The organism is Blautia hansenii DSM 20583 (genome assembly GCF_002222595.2).
Classification (GTDB): domain Bacteria; phylum Bacillota; class Clostridia; order Lachnospirales; family Lachnospiraceae; genus Blautia; species Blautia hansenii.
Genome location: NZ_CP022413.2, coordinates 1,453,532 through 1,465,730, shown reverse-complemented (window position 1 = coordinate 1,465,730; position 12,199 = coordinate 1,453,532). Strand labels below are relative to the sequence as shown.

Sequence of the window (12,199 nt, the reverse complement as noted above, 5' to 3'; positions counted from 1 at the left end):
AGTATGACAAAATATACAACGATTAATCAAATGCCCGAGGAAGACAGACCTTATGAAAAGTGTCTTCGTATGGGCGCAGAGTGTTTAACGGACAGCGAACTTTTAGCAGTCCTTTTAAGAACAGGAACAAAAGGAAGCCCGTCTGTGGAGATGGCAGAAGAAGTTCTAAAGCTCTCCAAAGATAAGGAAGGACTTTTGGGACTGCATCAACTAAGCCTTGCACAGCTTCAGGCAGTCAAAGGCATTGGAAAGGTAAAGGCAATACAGATTAAATGTATCGGAGAGCTTTCCAAAAGAATTGCCACCGCAACTGCCAAAAAAGGGTTGTCTTTCCGCCATCCTGCCAGTATTGCAGATTACTATATGGAGCAGCTTCGCCATGAGGAGCAGGAGCTTTTAATCTGTATGATGCTGGATACCAAAAATCATCTGTTGGGAGATGAAATGATTTTTAAAGGAACAGTCAACAGTTCTTTGGCAAATCCCAGAGAAATTTTTCTTTCTGCGGTTTCCTATCATGCAGTGGGAATTCTTCTGGTACATAATCATCCCAGCGGCGATTGTACACCCAGTCAGGCAGATGTTGATTTTACTCAGAGAGTAAAGGAAGCGGGGGAGCTATTGGGAATTCCTTTACTGGATCATATTATTATCGGGGATTGTAAATATTTAAGCTTTCGTGAACAGGGGATTTTTTAAATGTTAAAAGATAAAGGGGAGCATTCAAGTGCTATTACACAAAACGTTTGGAGTAGACCTCGGAACAAGTACAGTTAAAATTTATTCACAGGATAATGATACCATTATCACAGAAAAAAACATGATAGCCATTCGAAACCAAAATCAGATTTTGGCAGTAGGAAATGAAGCATATAAGATTTTTGAAAAAAATCCGTCTAATGTATCTGTAATTTCACCTATGGCTTACGGGAAAATTGCAGATGTCAATCATACTGAGATGGTTTTACAGGCTTTACTCGAAAAGATAAATGCAGGTGGATTATTTAATAATAATTTATACCTGGCTGTTCCTTCCGATTTGTCGGAAATAGAGCAGCGTGCCTACTATACCATTGGAAATTCCAACAGAAAAAATAAAATTTATATGGTAAACAAGACCATCGCCGATGCGGTGGCTCTTGGAATTCCCATCAATAATACAAAGGGAAGCATGATTGTAAATATCGGAGCGCAAAGTACAGAGATTTCTGTAATCGAAAGAGGAAAAATCGTTCTGAGCAAAATTATTGCTATGGGCGGAGCGCAGTTAAATGAAGCGATTGTAAACGAAGTGCGGAAAAATTACAATCTTCATATCGGAAACAGAACTGCCAGAAGATTGAAGTTTTCTTTGGCATATTTAAAAGAAGATATTAAAGAAGCCAGAAAAATCGTCGGCATTGACAGCCTTTCCGGTCTTCCGAGAGAGGGAATTATCCCCTCTGATATGATTTATGAAACCATTTTAGGACCGGTTCATACGATTTGTCAGGAAATCCGTTCTTTTCTGGAAAGGACACCTCCTCAGATTTATCAGAATATTCTGGAGGAAGGTATTTTTCTCGCAGGAGGAACAACCAGAATTCCTGATATCGACTGGTTTTTAAGTCAGGAGACCGGACAGAAGGTGCGTTTATCCGGATACTATGAGCATTGTACAATATGCGGATTAAAAGAAATCATCGGAAATCGTACCTTACACAAGTGGGTTCAATAACAAAAAGAAAAGCTGAGGTTTTAAATTATGAAAAAAAAGCGTAATTGGACATTTAAAAGTAAACATGTCCTCATAGCTATGGGCTTAATTTGTATTAGCCTTATGATTTTTGCAGCGGCAGTGAAATTTCCCGTTGCACCCCTCAAAAATGCGGCAGGCTATGTCATTGTTCCTTTTCAGAAAGGAATTAATCAGGTCGGAAAGGTCTTAGACAACGCAACAGCCGGATTTCAGGAAAAGCAGACTTTAGTAAAAGAAAATAAAAAACTTCAGAAAAAAGTAGATGAACTGACTGCGGAAAACAGCCGCCTTACACAGGGACTGACAGAGCTTGAACGCTTACAGGAGTTGTACCAGTTGGATCAAAGTTACAGTGAATACGACAAGGTAGCTGCCAATGTAATTTCCAAGGATGCCGGAAACTGGTTTTCTAATTTTACCATTGACAAAGGTACGGAGGACGGTATTCAGAAAGACTGCAACGTCATTGCAGGAAGCGGATTGGTAGGCATTGTAACAGAAGTAGGAAAAAACTGGGCGACAGTACGTTCTATTATTGATGACACCAGCAATGTCAGCGCCATGACCATGAGCACCTCTGACCGCTGTATTGTGGCAGGAGATTTGCGTCTCATAGACGAAGGCAAACTTCAATTTATTCATTTAAAAGACGAAGACAATAAAATTCAGGAAGGTGAGAAAATTGTCACCTCTGATGTCAGTGATAAATTTTTAAAAGGTATTCTCATCGGATATGTAAGCGATATCAAAGAAGACCCGAACAATCTGACAAAAACAGGAACTTTAACGCCAGCCGTTGATTTCGAACATTTAAGTGAAGTTTTAGTCATCAAGGAACTGAAACAGCAGAAGGAGGATACGGAATGAGAGTCAAACGAAGAATAGTAGAAGCGGTCATTATCTTACTATGCTTTATTTTGCAGGGAACTGTTTTTCAGGCATTGTCCATTGGCTCTATTACTCCTAATCTTCTGCTGATTATTACCGTTGCCTTTGGCTTTATGCAGGGAAAGCTGTCCGGACTTTGGATTGGCTTTTTCTGCGGAATTTTACAGGACGTTTTTTACGGAAACCTTTTAGGCTTCTATGCTCTTATCTATCTGTGCATCGGTTATGCTACCGGCTGCTGCTGTAAGATTTTTTATGATGAAGAAATCCGTGTTCCTATGCTATTAGTAGCCGTGGGAGATTTGTTGTATGGGACAATGGTCTATGGCATGCAGTTTTTAATGCGGGGACGCTTAGAATTTTTTTACTATTTTGGAAGGATTGCTATTCCTGAAATGCTGTATACCGTATTGATAACTGTTATTTTTTATAAGCTTTTATTTAGATTGAACAAGAAAATGACAGAACTGGAAATGAAAGAGAGAGATTCCATTTGGCTAAAAAAATAAAAAAACTATTGAAAAAAATCGGGTTAAAAAGAACTACTGTACTTATTTTAGTATTTTGTATTCTGTTTGGCGTACTTCTGCAAAGACTCTTTTCCTTACAGATTATTCACGGAAAGGAGTATGCGGAAAACTTTAATTTAAGCATTACAAAGGAACGGACACTAAAGGGAACCAGAGGAATTATTTACGACAGAAACGGCAAGCCTCTCGCCTATAATCAGCTTTCCTATTCCGTTATTCTGGAGGACAACGGAACTTATGAAACTACCAGAGAACGAAATCTCACTTTGAACCACATTGCTTATGAAGTGATTAATATATTAAAGAAACACAACGAAGCTTTAAGTGTGGATTTCCATATTGTTCTGGACGAAGAAGGCAACTATGCCTTTGATACCACCGGCTTTAACCTCAATCGTTTTAAAGCGGACGTTTATGGACAGGCAAACATCGAAAAACTGAAAAAAGAGGAGCTCAATGCAACTCCTGACAAGATGATAGCTGATATGTCCAATGAAAAACGTTTCGGACTTATCAATGAAGAAAAGCCTTATACAAAGGAAGAGCTGGAAAAATACGGATTGCCGGAAACCTTTACAAAAGAGGAAACTTTAGATATCCTGAAAATCCGTTACATTCTTTCTACCAACAGCTTTAAAAAATATGTTCCGGTAACACTGGCAACAAATGTCAGCGAAGAAACCGTAGCGGAAATCATGGAGCGCAAGGATGATTTACAGGGACTTGATATTGAAGAAGACTCTATCCGTGTTTATGATGAAGCAGAAGCCTTTGCGCCGATTATCGGCTATACAGGAAAAGCAGATGCTGACGAACTGAAAGAATTAAAGGAGCAGGGGCACAAGTATTCCGCTGACGCCGTTATCGGTAAAGCAGGAATTGAAAAAATAATGGAAACCCAGCTGCGGGGAACAGACGGTTCTGACAAGGTTCTTGTAGATACCATGGGAAAGGCTTTGGAAACCGTTAAAAATTCCAGAAAAAATCCAAAATCAGGAAATAACATTTATCTGACGCTGGACAAGGACTTACAGCGCATTGCCTACAACGTCTTAGAGCAGAAAATTGCCGGTATTTTGGTTTCTAATATTATCAATGCAAAAGAATTTAAGGTAGAAGAGGGGATGGATACTGCGGCCATTAAAACTCCTATCTACGATGTGTATAATGCGCTAATCGAAAACAGTGTATTGGATATCAGCCATTTTAAAGAAGAGGATGCCACAGAGTTGGAAAAAACTGTATACGGCGTATTCCAGCAACAGCAGGAAAAGGTTTTCCAGCAGATACAAGAAGAGCTTACCAAGGAAAAGCCTGTGGCATATAAAGACCTCTCCAAAGAAATGCAGGAATATCAAAGCTATATTGTCAATGAATTTTTAACAAGAAAGAAAGAAATTTTATCCATGGATGCCATTGATGCGGCAGATCCTACTTATATTGCATGGTCCAAGGACGAAAGTATCAGCTTAAAAGAATTTCTGACTTATGCTGCCGGAAAAGACTGGATTGATATTTCACAGTTTTCCGCAGAGGGGGATTATTTGGACTCCTCTCAGGTATATACGGCTTTAGCAGACTATCTCACCAATTCTCTTGCTGATGATACAGGATTTTCCAAGATTATTTATAAGTATATGCTCCATTCCGATATGATTTCCGGTGCACAGCTTTGTATGCTTTTATATGATCAGGGGATTTTAGAAGCAGATGAAACAGCTTATAATGCCTTGAAATCCGGCTCTATGACGGCGTATAATTTTATGATAGAGAAAATCAGCAATTTGGAAATTACGCCAGCACAGCTTGCCTTAGACCCGTGCTCCGGTTCTCTTGTAATGACAGACGTGAAAACCGGAGAAACACTTGCCTGTGTCACATATCCGGGATATGACAATAATCGTCTTGCCAACAACATGGACACCGAATACTTTGCAAAGCTGTCTCAGGATTTATCAAGACCGTTTTATAACAAAGCAACCCAGCAGCTTACCGCTCCCGGTTCTACCTTTAAAATCGTAACTGCGGTAGCCGGTATGGAAGAAGGTATTATTGACAGCAACTACGGCGTTGTCTGCGGCGGTCGTTTTGATAAAATCCCAAACGGTCCGTATTGTTGGAACCGCTCCGGACACGGCTATATGAATGTGGTATCCGGTATTACGAATTCCTGTAATGTATTTATGGGACAGGTGGCTTATGATTTGGGAACAGATGAAAACGGCAGTTTTTCTGACTCTCTTGGTATTGATAAGCTTCAGAAATATGCAAATATGTTTTTATTAAACGAAAAATCCGGCTTGGAAATTACAGAGGTATCTCCTCAGGTTTCAGAAGAAGATGCCATCCGTACTTCCTTTGGACAGGCGAAGAACAATATGACAACTTCCCAGTTAGCCAGATATGTAACAACTATTGCCAGTCGGGGAACCAGCTATGAGCTTACCCTTTTTGATAAAGCAACAGATGCTGACGGTAATTTGGTAGAAGACTACCAGCCGGCAGTAAAAGGAGAAATGGATGTAGCAAGCAGCACTTGGGATGCCGTACACAAAGGTATGCGCGGTGTTGCAAAAAACAGTCCTATTTTAAGTTCTATGAAGCTTTCTGTTGCAGGGAAAACAGGTACAGCTCAGGAGGATATGAGCCGACCGTCCCACGGTCTCTTTATTGGATTTGCTCCTTATGACAATCCGGAGGTAGGCGTGGCAGTCCGCATTGGTAACGGATATTCTTCCGGTAATGCGGCAAGTGTAGCAAAAGATATTCTCAATTATAAGTACAATTTTGCAGATGAGTCTGACATTGTCACAGGCGCTGCAACAGCCAGTGACACAACAACAACGCACAATGACTAAACAGAACTCTGTAAGGCACATACGAAAAAGAAAAAGAGGGTATCAGGAGGATTTTGTATGAGTGAAATTATTGTAATTACGTCTGGGAAAGGCGGCGTGGGTAAAACCACAGTGACAGCGAACATCGGTTTAGGTCTGGCAAAGCTGAATAAAAAGGTAGTTGTGGTAGACACCGACATCGGACTTAGAAATCTGGATGTTGTGCTGGGACTGGAAAACCGCATTGTCTACAATCTCATTGATGTGATTGAAGGAAGCTGCCGAATGAAGCAGGCGCTTATTCGGGACAAGCAGTGTGACAATCTGTTTTTACTGCCTTCCGCTCAGACAAAAGATAAAACTGCGATTACACCGGAGCAAATGGTGAAGCTGACCGAGGCTCTTTCTGAAGAATTTGACTATATTCTTTTGGACTGTCCTGCGGGAATTGAACAAGGCTTCAAAAATGCCATTGCAGGAGCAGGCAGAGCCATTGTAGTAACCACTCCGGAGGTTTCTGCCATTCGTGATGCTGACCGAATTATCGGACTTTTACAGGCAAACGAAATGCCTCAAATTCAATTAGTCATTAACCGTCTTCGTATGGATATGATTAAGCGTGGAGAAATGATGTCCGTAGAGGACGTCTCTGAAATTCTTGCCGTGGATTTATTAGGCGCTATTCCTGATGACGAGGCAGTGGTAATTGCTACCAATCAGGGAGAGCCTCTGTGCGGCAAAGACTCTCTGTCGGGAAAAGCATTTGAAAATATCTGTCGGAGAATATCCGGAGAAGATGTTCCTTTCATGGATTTCCGTACAAAAAAAGGTGTTTTTAAACGAATTTCCGGTATTTTCAAAAAATAGAAGAAGGAGGATTAGGAATGTTTCGATTTCCATGCAGACCATCCGGTTTTGTTGCAAAAGACCGCTTGAAGCTGCTCCTTACTTCTGAGCGGCTGGAATGTTCTCCACAAATGATGACCATGCTGCAAAATGATTTAATTCGTGCTGTAAACAAATATTTTGCTGTACACGAACAAAAGGTTGAAATCCGTTATCGAAAAGATACGGCAACGGTAACAGCATATATTCCGTTACAGACAGATATTAAAAATTCATCTCCGGGCATGTTATTTCAGAGATGATGAAAGGAAACTTTAAAGACCAGAAGAAAAATAGGTGTTTTCATGATTAGACAATATAAATTACAAGATTACAACTTCAGATTGATAATTGTTCTTATGGCATTGACCTCAATGGGGGTTCTGCTGGTAGGAAGCGCAGACCCCAGTTTGCAGAAGAAACAGTTTTTAGGAATGGTTTTAGGGCTTATCGTTATGGTAATTGTATCCCTCATAGATTTTAGCTGGATTTTAAATTTCAGCTGGATTATGTACGGAGGTAACATACTTTTACTTCTTTTAGTAAAAGTAATGGGTACTGATGCAAACGGAGCTCAACGTTGGTTAAGTATCGGAGGATTTCAGTTTCAGCCTACGGAATTAGCTAAGATTATTTTAATCTTATTCTTTGCCAAATTTTTTATGGACCATGAAGAAGACTTGAACACTTTGCGAACTCTGGTCAAAGCAGTTGTCTTAATTGCCATTCCGTTGTCTTTAATTTTATCACAGCCGGACTTGAAAAATACCATTACGGTTGCTATACTTTTTTGTATCATGATTTATGTTGCAGGATTAAGCTATAAAATTATCGGCAGTATTCTTTTAATAGCGGTTCCTATGGCAATCGTTTTTTTGTTTATTGTTGTCCAGCCTGACCAAAAATTGATTAAAGACTATCAGCGTGACCGAATTATGGCGTTTTTAAACTCTGAAGATGACGCTTATTCTGATGATGTTTTACAGCAGGAAAACTCTGTAACCGCCATTGGCTCCGGTCAGCTTACAGGAAAAGGACTTAACAACAATGAAGTGGCATCTGCCAACAAAGGAAATTTTGTTTCTGAAAATCAGACGGACTTTATTTTCTCTGTGGCAGGAGAAGAGCTTGGCTTTATCGGCTGTACTGCCATTTTGCTTATGCTCTTTTTGGTAATTTTAGAATGTATCCGTGTCAGTCTTCGGGCAAAGGATGCTTCGGGCAAACTAATTTGCTGCGGCGTTGCATCTTTAGTCGGAATACAGACCTTCATCAATATTGCCGTAGTAACAAAAATTCTGCCAAACACAGGAACTCCCCTTCCTTTTGTCAGCTATGGACTGACTTCTATTGTCAGCCTTTACATCGGAATGGGACTCGTATTAAATGTGGGATTACAAAAATATAGAACTTACAGGGAGGTTGAAAAATCATGAACATCGGATTGATTGCACACAACTCAAAGAAAAAACTGATGCAGAACTTTTGCATCGCATACAGAAATATTCTGTCAAAAAATACATTATATGCCACAGGCACTACCGGAAGACTGATTGAAGAAGCTTCCAATCTTACGGTTCACAAATTTCTTGCAGGACATTTAGGCGGCGAACAACAGTTAGGCGCTATGATTGAGCAAAATGAAATGGATTTAATCATCTACTTACGTGAGCCTTTAGCTCCGCAAAAGCAGGATCCGGATGTAAAGCGTATTTTTATGCTGTGCGATACCCATAATATTCCTATGGCAACCAATCTGGCAACTGCTGAAATGATGATTCGTTCCTTAGGAAGAGGAGAGCTGGATTGGCGTGAAATGTATAAATAAAAAAAGAAAAAAAGTGCTTTTTCTAAAGCTGGCTGCTATGATTATCGTTCTTTTTGTGATTTTAGGAATTGTTTTGTTATCCAAAGATAAAAATTTTGAGGATGAGCATCCTTATAACAAAAGTATACAGGCTTTTGGAACTTCTGCCAGAGAAGACGCTCTGGTAGCTCCCGGGCTTTCCCGCAATCTCTGCGTTGGAGAAGATTTTACCCAGCTGGAAGGTATTCAGAACATTTCCGAAGAAATGGCAGGATTTTTCTCACTTGGAGAGGGCACAATTCCCTTTTCCAATCATTTATATGAAAAAACAGAGCCGGGAAAGGTTACGCAGCTTATGACTGCTTTACTTGCCGTGGAACGCTTAAATTTGGAGGACGAAGCAGTCATTGAAGGCGATGACAGAGTATATGGAAAAGAAGCCAGAGGCTGCGGCTTACAGGAAGGATATCATGTTACAGTAAAACAGCTTTTAAATGCCGTTCTTGTTTCTTCTGCCGAAGATGCCTGTCAGGCTCTTGCCCGACTTACGGGCGGTTCACAGGAAGCTTTTGTTACCCTGATGAACGAAAGAGCAACAGAACTGGGCATGACCAATACACATTATGCAAATTCCACAGGATATACCTCAGATGAGCAGTATACCACGGTCTATGATATTTATTTATTGCTCAATGAATTTTTAAAATATCCTGATTTGCTAAACGCCATGTCCCTGCCTGACTATACAATCAATTACACCACTCCAAAAGACGAATTAAAACAGCGTTGGTTAGACAGTGATAATCCTTTTACTGCCGGAAAGGTAACAATACCAAAAGACGTTACTGTCTTAGGCGGTAAAACCTTCACTTCAAAATCCAACAATTATGCGGCTTTATTAACCCAGAATAAATACGGTGAATTTTATATTTCCATTGTATTTCATGCGGAAACAGAAAGCGCCTTGATGGAAAGAATGTCTGAAATGCTGAGCCAGACAAATAGATAAAAAATTACTATATTTTTTCATTTTACCATTGAATTTTCGAACAATATGCACTATAATTATTTTAACGATAACCACGTTTTTGGTAAATATACATATTACGTGCGGCTAAGGAGGAAATTGCGATGGTTCAGTTAATTGTAGGCGAAAAAGGAAAAGGAAAAACAAAAATACTTTTAGACAAAGTAAATACGGAGATTAAAGAAGCAACAGGTACATTTGTTTATCTTGATAAGAGCAAAAAACACATGTATGAGTTAAATAACAAAGTACGTCTGATTGATTTATCTGAATTTGATATTCAAAACAGCAGTGAATTTATAGGATTTCTTTCCGGTATCCTTTCACAGGACAATGATTTGGAAAAGATTTTCTTAGACAGCTTTCTTAAAATCTCAAAAGTAACAGATGAAGAACTTGCGGATGTATTAAAACGCCTGCAGACAATGGGTGAAAAATATCAGGTTTCTTTTGTACTCAGTGTATCAAAAGATGCCTCTCAGTTGCCGGAATGTGCAAAAGAGATGCTTCTCGTTTCTATGTAATTAGCGATTTTCCTATTATACAATTCTACAAAAGTTTAAAAACATGAAAGATACAAAAAGCCATCACACAAGTTTGATTTTGCGTGGTGGCTTTTTGCAGTGCTGTTACATCTTTTCTCCAAAAGCCTGAATTCTTCCGAATAGGGTAAAAAGATATAATCCGCAAATTCCAACCAGTGCGTAAATAATTCTGGTTACCCATACCATATCTCCGAATAAGAAGGTTACCAGATTGAACCGGAAAAATCCGATTAATCCCCAATTCACTGCACCGATTAAGGCAATTACTAATGCTGTGTAATCTAAAGCTCTGCTATTCATAAATGAAGCCTCCTTTATCCTTATTTAGTGTGTCCGCAAAATCCTGTTTTATGCAAAATTTTTTCTATTGTGCTTCCATATAGAAAATGTTAAAATATAATATAATGCTGAAAAGACAATTAGAACAAAGGAGATTAAAGTTGTCAATCGGAAAGAAAATTTTAAAAAAACTCAAGCAGTTTTTTTTATTTTTAAAAAAGCTGCTGACCTTTAATATTACAACCATTATGTTTGGTGTTTTGCTGCTTTACATGATAATTACCGTTGTTTTATATGCGACCTCCGACCATGTAACCTCCTATCAGGTTACCGTAGGGCCTTTAACGAAAAACCCTGTATGCAGCGCACTGGCGCTTCGTGAGGAACAGCTTGTGCCGGCAGGCGGCTCCGGTTATATTAATTATTATGCACGAGAAGGTATGCAGGTAAGGAAGAACGGCTCTGTATACGCATTGGATGACAAAAAAACAGAAGCTGCTGACGTAGAGCTTTCTGCAGAACAGTTGGAAAAGATGCGGGCAAACATGGCAAAATTTTCCTACGGCTTTCAAGGCAGTGATTTTTATGATACATACAGCTTCAAATATGAGCTGCAAGGAAATATTCTTCATGCTTCCGGCATAATGGACGAAACAGATACTTCCACAGAAGCTGCCGAGGAGGACAGCAATGTTCTAAAGGGACAAGCCGTAGGCGCATCCGTTTCTCTTGGAAATCAAAAGGTCTTCACTTCACCGGAAGCAGGCGTTGTGGTTTACTCCACAGACGGCTATGAGAAAAAAACACCGGAAGCCTTAAAAGAAAGTGACTTTGATGAAAAAGCTTATAAAAAAACAGAGCTTTTAACCAACGAAAAGATTAAAAAAGGCGACCCGGTCTATAAGGTGATTACCAGTGAGGAATGGACCTTAATGGTTCCGCTTACAGACAAGCTGGCTGCTACCATTGCAGACCGAAGCAGCATTAAGGTAAAATTCTTAAAAGACGGAGAAAGCCAAAACGGAGCTTTATCCATTGTGACAATCGGAGACCAAAAGGTTGCACAAATTCATTTAAAAAATGGTATGGCACGTTATGCTTCAGACCGATTTCTTGAAATTGAGCTGGTTGTCAATACCAGAAGCGGTTTAAAAATACCGGTAAGTTCTATTGTGACAAAAGAATTTTATCTCATTCCGAGAGATTTCCTTGCCAATGGAAACAACACAGAAGGAAAAGGATTTATCAGAGAATTGCAGAAGAAAAACAAAGCGTCTACCACAGAATTTATAGAACCTGTCATTTACAAGGAAATTGACGAGGAAGGAAATGAAATTACTTATGATACGACAGATACTCCCGGCGGATATTGCTATGTGGATAAGGAAACCTTCCAAGAAGGCGATGTTTTGATTAAACCGGACTCCAACGAGACCTTTGTCATGGGAGAGGTTGATTATCTGGAGGGGGTATACGGTATGAACAAGGGCTATGCTGTATTCCGCCAAATCGAAATTCTTGACCAAAATGAAGAATACTGCATCGTAGAACAGGGTACTTCTTACGGACTTCAGCCTTTTGATTATATTGTTCTGGACGGTGAAAAGGTTCAGGAAGAAGATATTCTGTCCGGTACTTACTAATTCAGAGAAAGGAGACCACA

General features: G+C 39.6%; 13 protein-coding genes. 12 read left to right on the top strand and 1 reads right to left on the bottom strand.

All coding sequences use genetic code 11. The features are described from left to right. Positions 1–3 precede the first annotated feature (3 nt). The 11 genes from radC (at position 4) to CGC63_RS07205 (ending at position 10,236) form a co-directional block, all read left to right on the top strand. The gene (gene radC, locus CGC63_RS07255; RefSeq protein WP_004221840.1) at positions 4–699 is read left to right on the top strand and encodes a RadC family protein; all 696 of its coding nucleotides are present in this window, start codon (positions 4–6) and stop codon (positions 697–699) included. Positions 700–727: 28 nt separating this feature from the next. Continuing rightward, positions 728–1,717 carry a rod shape-determining protein gene (locus tag CGC63_RS07250; protein ID WP_004221843.1) on the top strand — a complete coding sequence of 330 codons (990 nt, stop codon included), beginning with the start codon at positions 728–730 and terminating at the stop codon, positions 1,715–1,717. Positions 1,718–1,744: 27 nt separating this feature from the next. Further along, complete coding sequence (mreC, locus tag CGC63_RS07245; protein WP_004221845.1) at positions 1,745–2,605, top strand: rod shape-determining protein MreC; 861 nt, start codon at positions 1,745–1,747, stop codon at positions 2,603–2,605. Beyond that, positions 2,602–3,135 carry a rod shape-determining protein MreD gene (gene mreD / locus CGC63_RS07240; protein WP_004221849.1) on the top strand — a complete coding sequence of 178 codons (534 nt, stop codon included), beginning with the start codon at positions 2,602–2,604 and terminating at the stop codon, positions 3,133–3,135. Before mreC ends, mreD begins: the two co-directional genes overlap by 4 nt. After that, positions 3,120–6,014 (top strand): penicillin-binding transpeptidase domain-containing protein, encoded by a 2,895-nt coding sequence (locus tag CGC63_RS07235; protein ID WP_004221852.1) that lies wholly within the window; start codon positions 3,120–3,122, stop codon positions 6,012–6,014. Before mreD ends, CGC63_RS07235 begins: the two co-directional genes overlap by 16 nt. 57 nt (positions 6,015–6,071) lie before the next feature. Next, positions 6,072–6,860 (top strand): septum site-determining protein MinD, encoded by a 789-nt coding sequence (minD, locus tag CGC63_RS07230; protein ID WP_004221854.1) that lies wholly within the window; start codon positions 6,072–6,074, stop codon positions 6,858–6,860. A 17-nt stretch (positions 6,861–6,877) separates the two neighbouring features. Next, entirely contained in the window at positions 6,878–7,141 is a 264-nt protein-coding gene (locus tag CGC63_RS07225) for a cell division topological specificity factor MinE (RefSeq protein WP_004221856.1), read from the top strand. A 42-nt stretch (positions 7,142–7,183) separates the two neighbouring features. Then, positions 7,184–8,314 carry an FtsW/RodA/SpoVE family cell cycle protein gene (locus tag CGC63_RS07220; protein WP_004221857.1) on the top strand — a complete coding sequence of 377 codons (1,131 nt, stop codon included), beginning with the start codon at positions 7,184–7,186 and terminating at the stop codon, positions 8,312–8,314. After that, positions 8,311–8,706 carry a methylglyoxal synthase gene (locus CGC63_RS07215; protein ID WP_004221858.1) on the top strand — a complete coding sequence of 132 codons (396 nt, stop codon included), beginning with the start codon at positions 8,311–8,313 and terminating at the stop codon, positions 8,704–8,706. Before CGC63_RS07220 ends, CGC63_RS07215 begins: the two co-directional genes overlap by 4 nt. Beyond that, on the top strand, positions 8,690–9,694 hold the full coding sequence (locus CGC63_RS07210; RefSeq protein ID WP_004221859.1) for a D-alanyl-D-alanine carboxypeptidase family protein: 1,005 nt from the start codon (positions 8,690–8,692) through the stop codon (positions 9,692–9,694). Before CGC63_RS07215 ends, CGC63_RS07210 begins: the two co-directional genes overlap by 17 nt. 122 nt (positions 9,695–9,816) lie before the next feature. Then, positions 9,817–10,236 carry a hypothetical protein gene (locus tag CGC63_RS07205; protein ID WP_004221860.1) on the top strand — a complete coding sequence of 140 codons (420 nt, stop codon included), beginning with the start codon at positions 9,817–9,819 and terminating at the stop codon, positions 10,234–10,236. A 105-nt stretch (positions 10,237–10,341) separates the two neighbouring features. Here the strand turns inward: CGC63_RS07205 and CGC63_RS07200 are convergent, their stop codons facing one another. Next, a complete protein-coding gene (locus CGC63_RS07200; RefSeq protein ID WP_004221861.1) occupies positions 10,342–10,557 on the bottom strand; it encodes a DUF378 domain-containing protein in 216 nt (71 codons plus the stop codon). An 86-nt stretch (positions 10,558–10,643) separates the two neighbouring features. Between CGC63_RS07200 and CGC63_RS07195 the strand changes: the two genes are divergently transcribed. Continuing rightward, on the top strand, positions 10,644–12,179 hold the full coding sequence (locus CGC63_RS07195; protein WP_004221862.1) for a biotin/lipoyl attachment domain-containing protein: 1,536 nt from the start codon (positions 10,644–10,646) through the stop codon (positions 12,177–12,179). Positions 12,180–12,199 lie beyond the last annotated feature (20 nt).